The 18,561-nt window shown below is 40.7% G+C and carries 18 protein-coding genes; 11 read left to right on the top strand and 7 right to left on the bottom strand.

Annotated features, from left to right (window positions below; genetic code table 11):
* Positions 1-3 precede the first annotated feature (3 nt).
* The 5 genes from ACP7A0_RS11050 to ACP7A0_RS11030 all read right to left on the bottom strand — a co-directional run bounded on the left by ACP7A0_RS11050 (position 4) and on the right by ACP7A0_RS11030 (position 5,351).
* Positions 4-678, bottom strand: coding sequence for an amino acid ABC transporter permease (locus tag ACP7A0_RS11050; protein WP_060595532.1), 675 nt, complete (start codon positions 676-678; stop codon positions 4-6).
* Between the two features lie 24 nt (positions 679-702).
* Entirely contained in the window at positions 703-1,497 is a 795-nt protein-coding gene (locus ACP7A0_RS11045) for an amino acid ABC transporter substrate-binding protein (RefSeq protein WP_060595531.1), read from the bottom strand.
* A gap of 22 nt (positions 1,498-1,519) precedes the next feature.
* Entirely contained in the window at positions 1,520-2,023 is a 504-nt protein-coding gene (locus ACP7A0_RS11040) for a GNAT family N-acetyltransferase (protein ID WP_106038517.1), read from the bottom strand.
* 17 nt (positions 2,024-2,040) lie between these two features.
* A complete protein-coding gene (locus tag ACP7A0_RS11035) occupies positions 2,041-3,366 on the bottom strand; it encodes an LLM class flavin-dependent oxidoreductase (protein ID WP_034664103.1) in 1,326 nt (441 codons plus the stop codon).
* A 200-nt stretch (positions 3,367-3,566) separates the two neighbouring features.
* A complete protein-coding gene (locus ACP7A0_RS11030; RefSeq protein ID WP_340971650.1) occupies positions 3,567-5,351 on the bottom strand; it encodes a right-handed parallel beta-helix repeat-containing protein in 1,785 nt (594 codons plus the stop codon).
* A gap of 263 nt (positions 5,352-5,614) precedes the next feature.
* Between ACP7A0_RS11030 and ACP7A0_RS11025 the strand changes: the two genes are divergently transcribed.
* Positions 5,615-7,108 carry a peptide MFS transporter gene (locus tag ACP7A0_RS11025; RefSeq protein ID WP_060595527.1) on the top strand — a complete coding sequence of 498 codons (1,494 nt, stop codon included), beginning with the start codon at positions 5,615-5,617 and terminating at the stop codon, positions 7,106-7,108.
* Positions 7,109-7,152: 44 nt separating this feature from the next.
* Here the strand turns inward: ACP7A0_RS11025 and ACP7A0_RS11020 are convergent, their stop codons facing one another.
* Positions 7,153-8,586, bottom strand: coding sequence for an amino acid permease (locus ACP7A0_RS11020; RefSeq protein WP_081311447.1), 1,434 nt, complete (start codon positions 8,584-8,586; stop codon positions 7,153-7,155).
* Between the two features lie 325 nt (positions 8,587-8,911).
* Here ACP7A0_RS11020 and tcyA point away from each other — a divergent pair, with 325 nt between their 5' ends.
* The 5 genes from tcyA to ACP7A0_RS10995 all read left to right on the top strand — a co-directional run bounded on the left by tcyA (position 8,912) and on the right by ACP7A0_RS10995 (position 12,829).
* Positions 8,912-9,727, top strand: coding sequence for a cystine ABC transporter substrate-binding lipoprotein TcyA (gene tcyA, locus ACP7A0_RS11015; RefSeq protein WP_003213831.1), 816 nt, complete (start codon positions 8,912-8,914; stop codon positions 9,725-9,727).
* Positions 9,714-10,406, top strand: coding sequence for an amino acid ABC transporter permease (locus ACP7A0_RS11010; protein WP_034325166.1), 693 nt, complete (start codon positions 9,714-9,716; stop codon positions 10,404-10,406). Before tcyA ends, ACP7A0_RS11010 begins: the two co-directional genes overlap by 14 nt.
* Before the next feature lie 12 nt (positions 10,407-10,418).
* Positions 10,419-11,162, top strand: a complete 744-nt coding sequence (locus ACP7A0_RS11005; protein ID WP_003214030.1) for an amino acid ABC transporter ATP-binding protein — start codon at positions 10,419-10,421, stop codon at positions 11,160-11,162.
* A 144-nt stretch (positions 11,163-11,306) separates the two neighbouring features.
* Complete coding sequence (locus tag ACP7A0_RS11000) at positions 11,307-11,951, top strand: YczE/YyaS/YitT family protein (RefSeq protein WP_034664112.1); 645 nt, start codon at positions 11,307-11,309, stop codon at positions 11,949-11,951.
* Positions 11,952-12,136: 185 nt separating this feature from the next.
* On the top strand, positions 12,137-12,829 hold the full coding sequence (locus tag ACP7A0_RS10995; RefSeq protein ID WP_060595526.1) for a 4'-phosphopantetheinyl transferase family protein: 693 nt from the start codon (positions 12,137-12,139) through the stop codon (positions 12,827-12,829).
* Here ACP7A0_RS10995 and ACP7A0_RS10990 read toward each other — a convergent pair.
* Positions 12,826-14,163 carry a PLP-dependent aminotransferase family protein gene (locus ACP7A0_RS10990; RefSeq protein ID WP_426005118.1) on the bottom strand — a complete coding sequence of 446 codons (1,338 nt, stop codon included), beginning with the start codon at positions 14,161-14,163 and terminating at the stop codon, positions 12,826-12,828. The genes ACP7A0_RS10995 and ACP7A0_RS10990 overlap by 4 nt on opposite strands.
* Before the next feature lie 130 nt (positions 14,164-14,293).
* Here ACP7A0_RS10990 and ACP7A0_RS10985 point away from each other — a divergent pair, with 130 nt between their 5' ends.
* The 5 genes from ACP7A0_RS10985 to ACP7A0_RS10965 all read left to right on the top strand — a co-directional run bounded on the left by ACP7A0_RS10985 (position 14,294) and on the right by ACP7A0_RS10965 (position 18,556).
* Positions 14,294-15,208 (top strand): DMT family transporter, encoded by a 915-nt coding sequence (locus ACP7A0_RS10985; RefSeq protein WP_034664118.1) that lies wholly within the window; start codon positions 14,294-14,296, stop codon positions 15,206-15,208.
* Between the two features lie 371 nt (positions 15,209-15,579).
* Positions 15,580-15,879 (top strand): hypothetical protein, encoded by a 300-nt coding sequence (locus ACP7A0_RS10980; RefSeq protein ID WP_034664121.1) that lies wholly within the window; start codon positions 15,580-15,582, stop codon positions 15,877-15,879.
* A gap of 67 nt (positions 15,880-15,946) precedes the next feature.
* Entirely contained in the window at positions 15,947-17,368 is a 1,422-nt protein-coding gene (locus ACP7A0_RS10975) for a hypothetical protein (protein ID WP_034664123.1), read from the top strand.
* Between the two features lie 8 nt (positions 17,369-17,376).
* The gene (locus tag ACP7A0_RS10970) at positions 17,377-18,066 is read left to right on the top strand and encodes an ABC transporter ATP-binding protein (protein WP_034664125.1); all 690 of its coding nucleotides are present in this window, start codon (positions 17,377-17,379) and stop codon (positions 18,064-18,066) included.
* On the top strand, positions 18,023-18,556 hold the full coding sequence (locus ACP7A0_RS10965; RefSeq protein ID WP_034664127.1) for a stage II sporulation protein M: 534 nt from the start codon (positions 18,023-18,025) through the stop codon (positions 18,554-18,556). Before ACP7A0_RS10970 ends, ACP7A0_RS10965 begins: the two co-directional genes overlap by 44 nt.
* Positions 18,557-18,561: the final 5 nt, after the last annotated feature.

Raw genomic sequence — 18,561 nt, 5'->3', positions numbered from 1 at the left:
TCCTTAATTCCGGTAAGGTTTGCTGATTTTTCGTTCAAATAGGTCTTGAAGGAAGCTATAAATGATGGTCATAACCCAATACACAATCCCTACGGCTAAATAGGTTTCAAAGTATTTATAGTTCGCGGACGCAATCATCTTCCCTTGTGCAAACATTTCTGCCACCCCAATGGTAAAGGCAAGAGATGTTTCTTTTAAAAGACCGATAAAGGTATTCCCCGTCGCTGGAATCGCATTTCTGACTGCCTGCGGGAAAATAATTCTGACGTAAGACTGCCATCTTGTCATGCCGACAGATAGACATGCCTCTAGCTGCCCTTCATCTACAGAATTGAGGGCCGCTCTGAAAATTTCTGCTAAGTATGCTGAGTTTTTAATACTTAATCCGATAATGACCGCTGTTAGGGCATCCATTGAGGTCATCGCAGGGAATAGCTGCGGAAGACCAAAATAAATGAGAAAGAGCTGAACCAAGGTTGGAACCGCTCTGAAAAAAGAAATATACAGCTTGGCAAATTGGTATAAAACAGGTATCCGGTTTTTCGTAATGAGAGCGAATACCACACCAATGATAATGGCAAATACCATGGAGACAATCGCCATGAAGATCGTTATCGGCAAGTATTGAATCAATGTCGGAAAAACCGTCACCATATACTGCCAATCAATTTTGTTCATGTCTGCTCTTCACCGCCGCTGTCGTTATTTTTTAATTGGCACCGTGACATCGTCTTTGAAATACTTCTCAGACAATTTCTTCAGTGTCCCGTCTTCTCTTAATTCTTTAATCGCTTTGTTAAATTCTTCTCTTAGCTTGTCATGCTTTTTATCTTTGGCAAATGGGTAGCCTACTTCTTCATACACAATTGGGTTGCCAACGATTTTGAGCGGCAGACCTGTTTTTTCAATTTGAGCAAGTAATACACTGCGTCCGTTGACATAAGCATCTACGCGGCCATTTGCCACTTCATTTAATACACCGTCTTGCGTTTCATATGTTTTAATATTGATTTTTTTGTCCGGGTCTTTGCTCTCTAGGTTTTTGGCGTGGTTAGAGCCAAGAACCGCCGCCACTGTTTTTCCTTTTAAATCATCAAGACCTTTGATGTCGTTGTTGTCCTTTTTCACGATGATTTGTGTTCCTGCGTAAGCGTACGTATCTGTAAAGTTAAACGTTTGTTTACGCTCATTTGTGACTGCGACTTGGTTTGACACTGTATCCAGCTTACCAGATGTCAGCTGTCCCATCAGTCCGCTGAATTCACTCAACTGCCAGTCTAGTTTGTAGCCGAGTTTTTTTGCGATGGCTTCAGTTACTTCGACATCGAAGCCAACAAGCTTGCCATTGTCTTTATAAGCAAACGGATAGCTTTGTCCTGTGGCGCCTACTTTTAACACTTTTTCGTCTTTGCCTTCACTCTGATTGTTGCCGCCGCAAGCTGCTAAAACTGCCAGCATTGCTGCAAATAGAACGACTAGCCACTTTTTGTTTTTCATGTTCGTAAACCCTTCTTTCTTCTTATAATTGTGTCATATCTGACCTTAGTTGTTTTTTAAAATAAACCGTGATGTGACCCTTGCCTAAATCCTTTTCTCCTGCTCTGACGTAGCCTTTGCGCTCATACATGTCCATGAGCCACGGATGCTTATCAGCTGTACCAAGAGATACGTATGGCACCTTCAGGGTATCCCTTAGCACTTCAGTTTCCACCCATTCCAGCAAGACAGAGCCTGTCCCTTTTTTGGCGGAAGGCTCTGAAGCAAACCACCAAATGTGAGGGACGCCGAACGGTCCTGGCTGCTCTCCCCAAGGCATACGGAGCGACAAGGTAGATAGAAGTTCTCCGTTTTCTTCCATCACATAGCAAAGATTCTTTTGTACATTTTTCTGAACGAGAGGGAAATCAGCATGTGCTGCTTGAAACTGGATGCCGAGCTCACGAATTGGCTCATAGGCTCTTGTTGTCAGTTCAAGCAGCGCCTCTATATCTGCTTCTGTTGCCAGACGAAACGTGTATCCCAACGTTAGTCACCTCACCCTTATGTCGTGTAGCGATTTTTTGGCTGTGTTAATCCTAGATTTTCTCGTAAGGTTTGTCCTGTATATTCTGTTTTGAATAGACCTCTTTCCTGAAGGATTGGGACGACGCGGTCTACGAACACATCCAGCCCTTCTGGCAAGAGCGGCGGCATGACGTTAAAGCCGTCTGCTGCTTCTTCATTGATCCATGTTTCCATCACATCTGCTAACTGCTCAGGTGTGCCAATGAAAATATTATGACCACGAGAGCCGGCAACCGATTGATAGAGCTGGCGAATGGTCAGGTTATCCTTTCTCGCCATATTCATCACAAGATCAAAACGGCTTTTCACCGCATTTGACGTGCTTGGATCAATCTCTGGAAGCGGTCCGTCTAAAGGATACTGAGACAGATCAATCCCACCTAAGTAGTTTTGCAGAATGCTCAGCCCAATCTCAGGAACAATCAGCTCCTGTAATTCTTCATATTTTGCTTTGGCTTCTTCCTCTGTATCAGCAATGATTGGGAAGATACCCGGCATGATGCTGACGTCCTCTCTAGCACGGCCAGCAGCCACTACTTTCTCCTTCAAGCTTTGATAAAATTCCTTCGCTTTTTCGAGATCGTTTTGTGCAGTGAAAATGAGTTCAGCTGTTTTCGCTGCAAGCTTTTGACCATCCTCGGATGATCCTGCTTGAATGATCACTGGCTGCCCTTGAGGCGTGCGTGATACGTTGAGAGGACCCCGTACTGAGAAGAACTCACCTTTATGCTGGAGCTCATGAAGCTTACTAGATTCAAAGAATTCTCCCGTTTCCTTGTTTCTGACAAGGGCGTCTTCCTCCCAAGAATCCCACAGACCTTTGACGACCTCGACGAACTCTTCTGCTCGTTCGTATCGTTTATGGTGTGCTAAATGCTCTTCTCCGCTAAAATTTTTCGCTGTTTCTTCAATAGAAGATGTGACCACATTCCATGCCGCTCTTCCGCCTGATAAATGATCAAGGGAGGCAAACTGTCTTGCAATATGGAAAGGCTCACTGTATGTAGTGGATGCTGTTGCTGCTAAACCAATTGATGAAGTAGACTCAGCAATGGACGAAAGCAGGGTGAGCGGTTCAAATCTCGTCAATACATTCGGATGAGAGGTTTGGTTAATGGATAAGCTGTCAGCTAAAAAGAGTAAATCCAGCTTTCCTTCCTCTGCCTTTTTCGCTAATTGTTTGAAATAATCCAGGTTCATGGCTGCATCTGATACGGCGTTCGGATGTCTCCAAGAGGCAACATGATGTCCAGTTCCTGCGATGAATACGCCTAGCTTGAGCTTTCTTTTCGGCTGTGACACTTGTTCTTCATCCTTTCTATATCCTGCTGTATCAAACTGAAGTCCTCAGAAGATACATTTTTCTGATTGAATTAATCGGTTTTATCAATAAAAAAAGGGCAAATGTTGCGAAAAATGAAAAATAATTATTACTATATGCCCTTTTTACAGGATTGTCAACCGCCTTCTGAACCTCCAAAATTAGGGATTTCACCTGTTCATCATGGTGTGTCGATTTCAATATTTCCGATGAGCCGGTCTGTGGTATGTGTCACCAATTGGCTGCGTTCCAGCATGTTATGGGCGATCACGGAATGAGTGGAAGATATAGTGCGGACGGCAATCGCTTTTTGAGGAGATAAATTAATGATGTTATTCCGCAGCACACGGGCTGAGGCGGCTTGATCGATAAAGATCGCCGTCGGCTGTCCGAACGAACGATTTAAATAAAAGCGGTTATCTCCAATTTGCGGTGAACCATTTTTAATATACATCACCACATATAAAGATGTTTCTTCAAAGGAATTATCTTTAATTTCTAATGGACCCGTCGTGCTGCTGTATAAGGCGTAATTTTGGTAGTGCTTAAAGCGATTCTGCCAGATGAAAGCCTTTGCATTCCCAGTGATACTGATCGTATACGAAGACGCAAGCTCTGGGTGTCCTTCTTGAATAAAATGGTTGCCATTGATTCCAGCTTCCCCTTCCTGCACCCATATCCCTCTGCTGAAATCTTTGAATTGATTGTGCTGGATCAGGATATTCGTTCCTCTCACCATCGCCCCATCGATCACCGAGTAGATTGTATTGTTTGAAAAGACGACGCTATCCGATTGATAGATACGCAGCGCTGCGCTTCTTTGCCCTGTATTCGTCCCCGATTCAATATGATTTCCTTCTATTAGAATACGATTCGCCATATAAACGGACACAGCCGCATCTTCAAATAGACTGATCTTATTTCCTGTAATGTGAACGCTGTCGCCCCTCACATCAATCCCTTTTTCAAATCCCTCAATCATATTGCCAATAATGATCACATTGTTTTCCGTTTGACCAAGAGAGACACCTAAGCTCGTAATTCCTGCTTTTGTAACGCCTCCTCCCACTGCACGGATCAAATTGTTGGCAATGATTGTTTCGGTGGCAAAGCCATAGGAGATACTGCTGTCTGTATGATTGCCTTCAATGATGACACCATAGCCGTTGAAATTATAAATGGAACTTGCAGCACCACCTCTTACAATGTTGTTTCGAATTTGAATATTCAGCGGTTCCTCCATATTAACTGCGTTTTCTCCGTAGCCTTCAATATCAATACCCATTCTCGGCTCGACTCCGTTTACTCCTGCTCTCTCCAGCAGACAGTCCTCCACAATGACCCCATCACAGCCTGTAATCGAGATATTGTTTCGTCTTGAATCTGTGATGTGGCAGCCAGAAATATGAATAGATGAAGCAGGCGAGTACGATTCAGCTTGTGATAATAAACCGTGGGGACTTACAATGATGCCGTCTCCCGTACAATTCTTGATTTGCACACGATTCACTTCCACATGGGAGGCCCCTTCAATACATATCCCAAAGCCCCACTCATGGGTTTTTCGTTCAGGGGGAAGCGACTTGTACACATGCTCATGACGATCCCCTTCGATTCGCCCGCCTCTGATGGTCACATGCTGAACCTTTCCTATATAAAAGGCCGCATACCCCCACGAATCATTTGGTTTTACCTTAATCACGGCATCCGGCGCCATCTCAATGTACATATGACTTGGCACCCGTATGCCTGCACCTCGGAAAGGAAAAAATCGATCACCTCTGTACACTGCATCGATTACATACGTGCCGCTCGGCAGCCAGACGTGGGAATACCCCTGTGCTTTCGTCCATTCTAAGCATTCATTGAGCCTCGCTGTACAGTCCGTTTCCCCATCCGCAATCACACCAAAATCTTGTACATTGACAACAGGTTTTTTTAGATCAGATTCATTCAATTCCCCCAACCTAAATCCCTCCTTTTCACACAAGTCCTCTTGTCATCCTATGCATGTGTAAAAGGTTTGCTTGTACAATTCTTCAAATTTTAAGTAAATTCTTCCGATATAACTTTCTGACCATTCTCACTTGAAAGAATGTTTCATTTTTTTGAGTCTTTACGCCTATTGAACTAACATTTTCCTGTTTTAGAATAGTTTTATATTGACACAAGAACTATACAAGAATATCATTTTTCTCATATCTCTTTTTTTAAGAAAGGATCTATGCCATGTCTACAATTGACCACGATAAAATTGTTAAAAGTGTTCCTCAAAAAGGGTTTTTTGGACATCCTAAAGGACTTTACACACTGTTTTTCACTGAATTTTGGGAGCGTTTCTCTTATTACGGCATGCGTGCACTGCTTATTTATTATATGTACACAGAGGTGACAAAAGGCGGTCTTGGTTTTGATCAGACGACAGCCAATTCGATCATGTCTGTCTACGGTGCGCTTGTCTATATGTCAGGCATTATTGGAGGATGGCTCGCCGATCGAGTATTCGGTTCGTCCAGTACGGTCTTTTATGGCGGGGTTTTCATTATGCTTGGACATGTCATTTTAGCTTTGCCAAGCGGAGCAACAGCGCTCTTTATTAGTATGGGACTGATTATTATTGGGACGGGCCTTTTGAAGCCGAACGTTTCAAACATTGTTGGCGACCTGTATACCAAAACGGACCCTCGCAGGGATTCTGGCTTTAGTATTTTCTACATGGGCATCAACATGGGTGGTTTTATTTCCCCATTAATTGTCGGAACACTCGGTCAAAAAGTGAACTTCCACCTCGGATTCTCACTTGCTGCCGTTGGGATGCTTGTTGGACTTATTACATTTGTAATCACGAAAAAACCGAACCTTGGTCTTGCCGGCACTTATGTGACAAATCCGTTATCAGCTGCTGAACGCAAGAACTTCAAAATTTTCGGAACATTGATCATCATTGTGCTCGCTGTTTTTGTTGTCATTGGCATTCAAACAGGCGCACTCACGATTAATCTATTCACTTGGTTTGTCAGTGTGCTTGGTGTGCTCATTCCGATTGTGTATTTCATCGTCATGTATTTCAGTAAAAAGACGAGCTCAGTGGAGCAATCCAGGGTTCTCGCTTATATTCCATTGTTCCTTGCTGCGGTGATGTTCTGGGCAATTCAAGAACAAGGCTCAAACATTTTAGCCACATATGCAGATCAACGAACAAACTTGAATTTCCTAGGGATGACACTTGCCTCTTCGTGGTTCCAATCATTGAACCCAATCTTTATTGTGCTGCTGTCTCCTGTGTTTGCTTGGTTGTGGATTAGACTTGGAAAGAAACAGCCGTCTACCCCGATTAAGTTCTCACTTGGCCTTCTGTTTGCAGGATTATCCTTCATCATCATGATCATTCCTGCCTACATGTCTGGTCCGAATACACTTGTGAGCCCATTATGGCTCGTTCTGAGCTTCTTCCTTGTCGTGATCGGAGAGCTCTGCTTATCACCAGTTGGGCTGTCAGCAACAACAAAGCTTGCACCTGCTGCCTTCTCAGCGCAAACGATGAGCCTTTGGTTCCTTTCAAATGCGATGGCACAGGCGATCAATGCGCAAGTGGTCAAACTGTTTGATAAAGTGCCAGAAACCGTCTATTTCGGTATCATCGGAATGCTTGCCATCGTTTTATGCGGTGTGATGCTGCTCTTAACACCAGTGATCAAGAAAGCAATGAAAGGCATTCATTAAATGAAAAAAGAAGCCTCCCGATTGGGTTGGCTTCTTTTTCTGGTTTAAAACCGAATCTCATCATCTCCATGGATTTGCAGCTTAAGCGGTTCACTTTTCGCCTGATGCTTTTTCACATAGCGGTGATAGACGACATACCCAATGATCATGAGAGGGACGCCGACATATAACCCAATGCGCTGTTCCTTATCAAAGGCAAGGCTGATTAAAACGATTGTGTTGAGTGTAATCGCAATAATTGGCAGAACCGGATAGAGAGGGGTTTTAAATTTTAAGTTTTCCAGCTTTCCGCCTGCTTTAAGATATCTTCTGCGGAAAAGCATCTGTGATAATGTAATGGTGATCCAGCCAGTCTGGGCACTCATGCCGGCAATGGACACGATCCAGGCAAATACTGTTTTCTCTGCAAAGAACCCGGATAATAGCGAAATCCCTGTAAACAGGAACGTGAGCAGTAAGGCATTCATCGGAATACCGCGCTGATTCACACGTCTAAATGCTTTTCCTGCCATTCCTTCCTTCGATAAGGAATACAGCATTCTCGTCGATGCATACAAGCCAGAGTTGGCAACAGATAATAAAGCGATGATAATGACAAAGTTCATGATGTCTGCCGCAAAAGGAATTCCCGTTCTCTCAAATACAGTAACAAATGGACTTTGCAGCACACTCGCTTCCTTCCAAGGCACCATACCCGCTAAGACAAAGATGGATAAGACGAAAAAGACGAGTGTACGCCAAACCGTCTGATGAATCGAACGAGGAACGGTTTTTTCAGGGTTTTCACTTTCCCCTGCCGCAATCCCGATCAGCTCTGTTCCTTGGAATGAAAAGTTCACGGTGATCATCGTGACCACAACGGCGAGCAATCCATTTGGAAACAAACCATCACTCACAAAATGACTGAAGTAAGGGGCAGGTTCACCGCTCGTTGTTTCAATAAAACCAAACATCGCCGCTCCGCCTACACCTATAAAGAGTAAAATCGCAATAATCTTAATGGTTGAAAAGAAAAACTCCGACTCCCCGAACGCTTTCGCCGACCGGGCATTTAATAAGAAAAGACACATTCCAAATATGAGACACCAAATCCACACATCCACTTGCGGGAGCCAGCGCCTCATCAGCTGTCCTGCTGATAAGAATTCTAGGGCGACCGTTGCCGCCCAGCCAAGCCAATAAATCCAGCCGACAGCAAAACCCGCTGCAGGGCTGACAAATTTCGTCGCATACGTATGAAACGACCCCGACACAGGAAGTGCGACCGACAACTCTCCAAGACACAGCATGGTTAAATACATAATCAATCCGCCCACAATATAAGAAAGAACGGCTCCAACTGGCCCTGCTTGTCCAATCGTATAGCCCGTTCCTAAGAAAAAGCCTGTCCCAATGACACCGCCAAGTGAAATCATAAATAAATGGCGGGAGGTCATCGCCCTTTTCAGTTGTTCGGGCTGATTTTGTCCAACATCCACAATGATGCCCTCCTTCTTCTAAGATGCTCAGTTATCAAAACATGTCTCCATGTGATTCATTCCATTTTCAAAACAACCTACTAATTATACATCTTTTATAATAAATATTCTTCCTTCTATGGTCACTGTCTCAAAGTCTTTATTTTACTAATGTTCGCACAAATAAAAGATGATAGGCTTTATAGACGTTAGAGGTTTGAAAGAAATGGGTTGCGGGCATAAAGTTGGTGAGATTCGCTCAAGCTAGTTTCAAATGCTTTACTTTTAGGTTGCTTCTCTGTAAGATCATATGTTGTAAATACCAACAAGAAAAGTGGGGAATAAAATGAAAAAAATGTTCTTTGCCATTATGTTAGGCGCTTGTGTTGCATTGATCACGGCATGTGGATCTGGTGCAAGCGACAACGCGAATAAACAATCTGGGTCTAAGGAATCAGGTGACCTTTGGAAATCCATTCAGGATAAAGGTGTTCTGACGATCGGAACAGAGGGTACTTATGCTCCTTTCACATTCCATGACAAAAAGACAGATAAATTAACTGGCTACGATGTAGAAGTCATCACAGAAGTAGCAAAACGTCTTGACTTAAAACCTGAATTCAAAGAAACACAATGGGACAGCATGTTTGCTGGACTGAATTCAAAACGTTTTGACGTGGTAGCGAACCAAGTTGGTAAAACTGGACGTGAAAATCAATATGAGTTCTCTGATAAATACACAACGTCTCAAGCCATTGTTGTGACAAAATCAGATAACAACGACATCAAGAAACTATCTGATGTAAAAGGCAAAAAAGCAGCACAATCTTTAACAAGTAATTACAATAAACTAGCTACAGATGCTGGTGCTAAAATTGAAGGCGTTGAAGGCCTTGCACAATCGATTCAATTGATTCAGCAAGGACGTGCTGATCTGACGTTCAATGACAAGCTGGCTGTATTGAATTACTTGAAAACAAGCGGGAACAAAAACCTAAAAGTTGCATTTGAAACAGGAGATCCTCAAGAAACTTACTTTGCATTCAGAAAAGGCAGCGGCGAAGTCGTTGACAAAGTGAATGGCGCATTAAAAGAAATGAAAAAAGACGGTACACTTGCTAAGATTTCTAAGAAATGGTTTGGTGAAGATGTTACAAAGTAATACCCTAGGAGTCGTCATTCCTTGGGATCTTCTTCAGCAATCTTTTTGGCCAATGGTGATGCAGGGGATTTATTATACAATTCCCCTCGCCATCATTGCCTTTATCATTGGTATTTTTATCGCGCTTGTGACAGCTCTTGCTAGAATGTCTAAAATCAAAGCCCTCAGATGGATTTTCTCCATCTATGTGTCGGCCGTTCGCGGAACGCCGCTTTTTGTGCAATTGTTTATTATTTTCTATTTCTTTCCGACATTTAATATCACACTGGATCCATATCCAAGTGCCATTATTGCTTTTTCATTAAACGTAGGTGCGTATGCATCGGAAATTATTCGTGCATCCGTCCTGTCTGTTCCAAAAGGACAATGGGAAGCTGGTTATTCGATCGGGATGACGCATCGTAAAACACTCGTCCGCGTCATTTTACCGCAGGCTGTGCGTGTATCGATTCCGCCGCTATCTAATTCATTCATTAGTTTGGTGAAGGATACATCTCTTGCCTCTCAAATCCTCGTGGCAGAGCTTTTCCGTAAGTCTCAGGAAATTGCTGCAGCGAACTTGGATCAGATATTGTTCATTTATATGGAAGCAGCCCTGATCTATTGGGTATTCTGCTTCATTCTATCGCTCGTTCAGCATCAAATTGAAAAACGACTTGATCGATATGTCGCAAGGTAAGGAGGGAACGACATGCTAACAGTCAAAGGTCTTAAGAAATCCTTTGGTGAAAATGAGATTTTAAAGTCAATAGATTTTACGATCAACAAAGGGCAGGTTGTAGCCATTCTTGGCCCATCAGGTTCAGGAAAAACAACGATGCTTCGCTGTTTAAATGCACTTGAAACACCAAATGGCGGCTCCTTTACCTTCGATGATTTCTCGATAGATTTTTCGAAAAAAAATAAATCAGCTGATCTGCTGAAGCTTCGCCGAAAATCAGGAATGGTGTTTCAGGATTATCACCTGTTTCCACACCGCACAGTGCTTGAAAATGTGATGGAAGGTCCTGTTCAAGTACAGCGCCGTCCAAAGGAAACGGTTCGAAAAGAAGCCATCCAGCTCTTGCAAAAGGTCGGTCTTGAAGATAAAAAGGATCTGTATCCATTCCAGCTCTCAGGCGGTCAAAAGCAGCGTGTCGGGATCGCCCGTGCACTTGCCATTCAGCCAGAGCTCATGCTTTTTGATGAACCAACCTCTGCACTTGACCCTGAGCTTGTCGGGGAAGTCTTAAAGGTCATGAAGGATCTAGCGAAAGAAGGCTGGACCATGGCAGTTGTCACACATGAAATCAAGTTTGCCCAAGAAGTGGCAGACGAAGTGATTTTTATTGATGGCGGCGTCATCGTCGAACAAGGCCCTCCGGAAGAAATCTTCAAACGACCGAAGGAAGAACGAACAAAACAATTCTTAAACCGGATTTTGAATCCAGTATGATGAAAAAAGGCTGTTCTCACGTGATGAGAGCAGCCTTTTTTCATATTTTTAAAAGTAAGCGATTACAATTGAGCAAAGCCATTTAAAGGGGCGTGGGAGTATGTTACGATTGAATTCGAGTGTTTAAGAAAGAAGGGAATGCTTTTGAAGCGGGAACATCTTTTACGTTGGTTTTTTTATTTTGTTGGATTGATCGTACTAGCTTTTGGATTATCGCTGACAGTGAAAGGAAAGATTCTTGGGATTGGTCCTTGGGACGCTTTCCACTACGGACTGTTTCAGCATTTTGGACTCACGATTGGACAGTGGTCCATCATTATTGGTGCACTGATCGTGACACTGACTTCTGTTTTTACGAAATCATTTCCAAAGATCGGCGCATTATTGAACATGGTGCTGATTGGCGTGTTTATAGATTTCTTTAATGCGGTATTGCCTGCACCACATGGGTATTTACCCGCTTTATATGTGTTTATTACAGGCGTTGTGGTATCAGGGTATGGTGTTGGCATTTATGTCTCAGCCAATCTTGGCGCCGGGCCAAGAGATTCATTAATGCTGCTCATCTCAGCGAAAACAGGATTGAACGTGCAGTGGGTTCGAAATGGCATTGAGTTAACAGTGCTTTTATTTGCATGGATGCTCGGCGGACCGATTGGCATTGGCACGATTCTGACTGCTATTTTTACAGGTATCGTCCTTCGTTTCTCCTTGCCGCAGTCTACACGGCTCCTGCAGCTGCTTATTACTAAAACAGCAGAGAAACCTGTTCAAACGCTTATCAGATAAGAACAAGCCATTCTACAAAAAGAATGGCTTTTCTTGTGCTGAAATAAATAAACAGATTTTTCTTATATTCATAAGATGAAATAAGCCTACATCTGTCATTTTAGGCTTTCAGTGAAAAGGAGGCTGTTTCCCTTTTGTACGGCGCTCACCAATGTTACAATCAATGTAAAAAATTGAGGTTCGTTATGAAGATATTTGCTATCCAATTACTACACTTAGATGAAATAGGTGCACGACAACAAATCGATTGCCTGAAACCCTTTGTATCACCTGCAAAGCGTGCTGCGGCTGAGCGCTTTCGTTTTTTGGTCGATGCAAGAAGGACCCTGTTAGGTGAGGTGCTGGTTCGTCAAATGATCCATGATATGTACGATCTGCCTATTGATCAAATCGTTTTTGCAACAGAGGGCAATGGCAAGCCTGTCGTCCGGCACATTCCTTCTTTTCACTTTAATCTTTCTCACTCTGGTGATTGGGTCGTATGCGCAATAGATGATGCACCTGTAGGTATTGATATTGAGGAGATCAAACCGATTGATCTAGCGATTGCTAAACGATTTTTTTCAGCAGATGAGTATGAGGATTTACTTTCACAACCGGCAGAACGGCAGGAAGCCTACTTCTTTCATCTATGGTCAATGAAGGAGGCCTTTATCAAGCTGACTGGAAAGGGATTATCTTATGGTCTTTCGTCCTTTACAGCCCGTCTGTCAGAGGATGGACAGGCGACGTTGACATTACCTGATCATGAAGCGCCCTGCTTTGTTCAAACATACTCACTCGATCCTGCCTACCAAATGGCGGTGTGCACACGAAAACCTTCTGCGGCTGAACGTGTTGAGATACTCTCTTGCAAAGATGTACTGTCCCGTCTTTAATATCGCCCAATTTGCTGAAGTGCTGTCTTTAGCAATTCGACTCCACGTGTGATTTGGTCTTCTTTCACATGCCAGATGTTCAGCTGAAGAATGGGGTCTTTTTGATGGGTCGACAGGTAGTGGCGGCCGATTGACTGAATGGAAACAGATGCCTTTTTCAGCTGCTGAATGAGCTGATTCATCGGAATTGATCGATCGACACGAAGATGTGTATGGGTAGCTGGCTCCTCTTCTCCCAGTTGATAAGCGATTTGATCATTTTTCAGACAAGTCACCAGCTGTTTGGATCGGTTGCGATAGGTTGTCTGCATTCTGTCTCGATGCCGTTCAAACATCCCGCTTTTTAAATATATTTCTAAGGCTGCCTGTGACAGCATGGAGCTGTCGATGTCAATGAGCCGTTTGTGTTCACTAAAAGGTCCAATCAGTTCCTCAGGTAAAACGACTGCTCCTGTTCGAAGTCCTGGAAAGATGATTTTGGAGAAGCTTTTTAAATAAATGACCTTACCCGCCTGATCATACGAATAGATCGGGTCTCTTTTTGCGTCGAATTCTAAATCGGCTATATAATCATCTTCAACGATATAGACATCATATTTCTCAGCAAGGGCTGCAATCGCTCTTTTCTCCTGTTTTGACAAGCTCGTTCCAAGCGGGTTTTGAAACCTTGGCATCGTATAGAAAAAACGAATCTCCTCTTCTCGAAAGATACGCTCCAATTCCTGAAGATCAATTCCCTTTTCCGTCCGCTGAATCCCCCGCACAGGCAGTTGATTTTTCTCTAAATATTGGAGATATAGGTGATAGCCAGGCTGTTCGACTAGTATGGTCTGTTTTCCATTCGGAAAAGGGATGGTGCTTAAAATGGATAACGCCAGCTGAATACCAGAGGTCATGACGATCTGTTCTGGATTTGCAAATACTTGATAATCCATTAATCGCTTAGAAATGACTGGCAGCAGCGATGGTAAGCCGTTGGCTGTGCCATAAATAAACAAGTCATTTTGATACAAATCAATCGCTTGGTTGATGCAGTGCTGAAAATCGACATATGGAAACACAACGGGATCAGGTGCAGATGAAGCAAAATCAATCCATGTGCTATCCTGTTTGCCCGCCGACTGCTTCGTTTTCACGACATAATAGCCGCTTCTTTCTACAGAATACAGCAGATGTTCACGTTCTAATGTGTCCAGCGCTTTGATGACAGTGCTTTTACTCACTGCATATTGAGTTGCTAAATGGCGAATGGAAGGGATCTTCATGCCAGCACTGTATTCACCAGACGCCATTTTCTCTTTTAAGCTGAGAATAAGCTGATCATATTTCCTCACACCGCTTCCTCCTTGTACCGGTACAGATATCATGTTCTCTTATTGTACACCTTAGATGATCCGATTACGATAGAAGAACAGAACCGGTCAATTCATCTGAAGCATGCATGCTCGTGTAAGGAGTCAACTTGTGAACATTTCAAAACAGAAAGCGTATGCTGCCGCGATAGGCTACGCCACGATTATTGGTTTTTCATTTTTGTTTGTCAAAATTGCATTAGAATCAGCAAATCCGATCGATTTATTGGCACACCGCTTTACGATTTCTTTTGCAGCCGCACTATTGCTGTATCCATTTTTACGAAAGAAGAACCGTCTCTCTATTCAATGGCGTGATCTTCTCTACATCGTACCGTTTTCCTTGCTTTACCCTGTGTTGTTTTTTGCTTTTCAAGTATGGGGGCTGATGTATACCTCTTCGTCAGAGGCTGGTATTATTCAGGCAACGATTCCCATTCTGACGATGGTGCTGGCCGCGTGGTTTTTAAAGGAACGCGCGACATGGATACAAGTGCTGTTTACCATTCTTTCTGTGTGCGGGGTGATGCTTCTCTTTGTTATGAAAGGAATTGATGTAAAGCATTCACACATGATCGGCTATGTGCTGATATTGCTTTCAGCCTTATCCTCCAGTGCATATAGTGTATTTGCCCGGGTGATTACACGGCGCTTCCATGTGATTGAACTCACCTTCGTGATGACATTCTTTGGGTTTGTCTTCTTCAATGCCGCTGCGCTCATTCGGCATTCGGTCAACGGGACAATGCCGCAATTTTTCAGCCCATTTACACAAGCATCCTTTGTATGGTCAATGCTCTTTTTAGGCATTCTTTCTTCACTTCTCACGGCATATTTATCCAACTATGCCCTCTCTCAGCTTGAAGCGGCAAAGGTCAGCATCTTTAACAATTTATCTGCGTTTATTACGGTCGCCGCTGGGGTTCTCATTTTACATGAAACAATCGATTGGTATCATCTCATCGGAGGTGTGCTGGTTATTGGCGGAGTGATTGGCGGGAATGTAGTGAAGAAGCGGAATTCATAAGAAAAAGCGGTCTCTCAAACGAGGACCGCTTTTTTTAATGTCTGATGAAGTGTTGATTGCTTGTCAGGTCAATGCACCTTCCTCTATTTATCCAAGCGAGAAATATTGTAACAAAATAGTTAGAATTACATAATGGTTCTATTTACTTCGCACTTCATAGATAGTTACTGAAGTATTATCATTATCAAATTAATAAAATACAAGTTTATGAGGTGTTATTTTCTGAATAAATTCGCCATCAGTCCTGTTATTTCATCAAAATAAATCTAAATTTTCCATTATAATGGAAAATACAGTATAAAAAACCTATTTATCTAAAATCCTTTTTATGTATAATATGGGTATATAATCAAGGGGGGGAGGTGTTAAATATGGAAATGGGTTTAAAAAATAGATTGTTCGCAATCCTAGGCTTGAGTCTTATTTTCACTTTAACTTTAACAACTATGATTTTATTGACTCTTGAACCAGTCACACCTTTTGCAAATCTAGCAGCAAACTATCCTCAAATACCTACTTGGGCATTAACTTCTATTAGTGCAATTCTAAATGCTGCTGGTACAGTTGGTGCTATTGCTGCTGTCTTAGGTACTTTTGGACTTGGTGCTATTGCCTCTCTAGTAATTAGTTATGCTAGAAAATATGGGGTTAAATACGCTATTGCTTTCTAAAAAATGAATTTTTATAGAGAAGGTGTAAACGCCTTCTCTTTACACCTTTAAAATGGAAGTGTTGTAAATGCATAAATATTTAATATACACAAAAATCTTGTTAATCAATGATTTAAGAAGACATCAACGTAATAATGCTCTCATTTTTGTATTTTTTTCTTTCTTATACATAATTACTCCCCTATTACTAGGTGTATTAACTACTTACTTAGTTAAAAATTTATCAATAATCTATCTATCGTTGTTTATATTAATGTTCACAGTAAATATTGATAAGAGTTTAATGAGGATACTTTTCTCTTCAGATAAAAAACAGATGGCTATTTTAAAACTCCAGCTAGATCAATATATTTTCGGTAAAGATATGAGTAAGTTTTTTAGTATTATGGTTGGATTATTATTCTTCATTCTAGGTTCTTACTTAACAAATTTAAGTATACATGGGTTTCAAGGATCTTTAACACTAGCAGCTCTGGCCATCACTTCTTTCATCTTAGGTTACCTACTTAGATTGCATGTATTGTTACTACTTTCAAACACCAAATTTTTCGCAATTTCATCAACTATTGGATATATAACTACAGGTCTCATTGCACTTTGGGTATTCACTGTATTCAAATTCAATTTATTAAAAAGTTCTTTATCTAGTTATTCAATATATATTATTTTAGCCTTCACATTCATTAGTATACTTTTAGTGATTTATTGGAGAAGAAACGTTCGTAATGTGCCAATTTTCCATTTCCAGAAAAAAGCGAAAGAACAAAAAGGGACATCTAGAAAATTTAATCATATATTGTTTTATGAAATTACACTCCTCATGAGAAATCCCCCTATTCAATGGTCAGTATTATTATTTATATTAACAATATCCGGGGGACTGTTTGGTCTAATTCTTTATGGTGTTAATACGAACCAACTTGAAACATTAAATATAGAAAATGATTTTTTATTTATTTTTAGTGTTATTTTTCCTATGATTTTTATATCAAATGCAATACAACCGTATGTTTCTTTTGATATTGACGGTCCCATTCTCCCTTTAAAACGAAAATTACCTAACTTAGTTAAAAATAAAATCAAAAATAAGGTTATTTTATCTATCATACTACATTTGTTGTTTTGTATTTTATACACCATTTTTTCAAGTTTCACAATAAAACTAGATGAGCCTGTATACGTGATAATCACTTTAGTAAACACCTGTATACTTGTAGCTATTTGCACTGTAGGTTCTACTGTCGTATTTCCATATTTCAAGTGGGAATTTGTTTATCAAGTTCCTAGTTCCCTTAGTAAATTGACTTTAAATATTTGTTATGGTTTCATTTTAGCTTTATCAGTAATTTCATCCTATAGCACAGTATATTTTATTGTAACAAATATCGTTATGGTCACTAGTTCACTTATTATTATATTTTTAATAATTAGATTTTGGGATAGAACAATAAATAAAAACTACAAATCATTTAAAACATTATTTGAGTGAGGGATTGTATGTTATCACTTCATAATCTAACTAAAGAATATAAAGATTCTAACTTTAAAGTTATGATTTCTGAGATGCATTTCAAAGAAGGTTCAATAATTGGCTTATTAGGTAAAAACGGTGCTGGAAAAACTACTATTCTAGAAATGATAGCTGGATTAATACAACCTGATGAAGGCCAAATATTGATAAATCATAGCAAGCAAAATTTCTCATCTATAGGATATATGGAAGACGATCCAACTCTATTTGAAAACTTAACTTGTTTTGAATTGGTAAAATATCAATCTATGCTTGTAGAACAACCTTTAGAAAATGACCAGATCAATGAGATGTTGCGTAACTATGGATTAGAAGAGCAAACACATCGGCGTTCCTCTTCTCTTTCAAGAGGAATGAGACAAAGAATGTCCTTTATTCTAACAATATTACATAATCCAAACATTATTTTATTAGATGAGCCATTTACAGGTTTGGATCCTACAAACATGGCTGACATGAAGAAACATTTAAGAAATTTCAAAGAAGCCAACAAAATCATTTTGCTCTCCACTCATATCATTCAATTTGCAGCAGACTTATGCGATGAAATCCTTTTTATTGATAATGGTACTATTATTCACTCAGAAAAAAAATCTTCAGGAGTGACTTTTCATGAAGATCAACTCGAAAAGAAATTTTTTGAAAAATTATCTTAAAAATTTTTTAGTTTTTATTATATTTTTTTTAGGAGGTTTTAGTTTAAGTGTTTTTGCTTCAACATTTATAGATAGTATTGATTTTAAAAACAACATAAATATTGACAGCTATCAAGAAATTTTCTTTAATAACCTTTTTGTGTCACTTCTTATATTAGTTTCTGGAATAGTTAGTTTAGGCTTGTTATCTAGTATTATTATTTTTTTAAATGGGTTTTTCCTAGGTGCATTTTTCATATCGTATACGTATATATACGGAATTGACATAGCACTATACTATATTATTTTCCACTCTCCGGTGGAAATTGTCGGGTTGTTTCTTTTTTATTTTGTCTCATTTGATATATCAAGGCAAATTATGCGGTATATACTATCTAAAGACAAAATCTCTTTTAAAACAAAAGGGAAAATCTATTTCAGTCAGCTCATAACCGGGGTTTTCTTTTTATTTATTGCTTCTATTATTGAATTTTATTTCATAAAAATTTGATATTG

This window comes from Bacillus sp. DWP3-1, from assembly GCF_049896565.1.
Lineage (GTDB): Bacteria > Bacillota > Bacilli > Bacillales > Bacillaceae > Bacillus.
The sequence above is the reverse complement of the archived record's forward strand: the minus strand, read 5'-3'. Positions and strand labels throughout refer to the sequence as shown.

What these genes read in the sequence shown, in the direction of transcription:
- ACP7A0_RS11050 (WP_060595532.1), bottom strand. Translation starts at nt 678, where the DNA reads ATGAACAAAATTGATTGGCAGTATATGGTGACGGTTTTTCCGACATTG.
- ACP7A0_RS11045 (WP_060595531.1), bottom strand. Translation starts at nt 1,497, where the DNA reads ATGAAAAACAAAAAGTGGCTAGTCGTTCTATTTGCAGCAATGCTGGCA.
- ACP7A0_RS11025 (WP_060595527.1), top strand. Translation starts at nt 5,615, where the DNA reads ATGTCTACAATTGACCACGATAAAATTGTTAAAAGTGTTCCTCAAAAA.
- tcyA (WP_003213831.1), top strand. Translation starts at nt 8,912, where the DNA reads ATGAAAAAAATGTTCTTTGCCATTATGTTAGGCGCTTGTGTTGCATTG.
- ACP7A0_RS11010 (WP_034325166.1), top strand. Translation starts at nt 9,714, where the DNA reads ATGTTACAAAGTAATACCCTAGGAGTCGTCATTCCTTGGGATCTTCTT.
- ACP7A0_RS11005 (WP_003214030.1), top strand. Translation starts at nt 10,419, where the DNA reads ATGCTAACAGTCAAAGGTCTTAAGAAATCCTTTGGTGAAAATGAGATT.
- ACP7A0_RS10995 (WP_060595526.1), top strand. Translation starts at nt 12,137, where the DNA reads ATGAAGATATTTGCTATCCAATTACTACACTTAGATGAAATAGGTGCA.
- ACP7A0_RS10980 (WP_034664121.1), top strand. Translation starts at nt 15,580, where the DNA reads ATGGAAATGGGTTTAAAAAATAGATTGTTCGCAATCCTAGGCTTGAGT.
- ACP7A0_RS10975 (WP_034664123.1), top strand. Translation starts at nt 15,947, where the DNA reads ATGCATAAATATTTAATATACACAAAAATCTTGTTAATCAATGATTTA.
- ACP7A0_RS10970 (WP_034664125.1), top strand. Translation starts at nt 17,377, where the DNA reads ATGTTATCACTTCATAATCTAACTAAAGAATATAAAGATTCTAACTTT.
- ACP7A0_RS10965 (WP_034664127.1), top strand. Translation starts at nt 18,023, where the DNA reads ATGAAGATCAACTCGAAAAGAAATTTTTTGAAAAATTATCTTAAAAAT.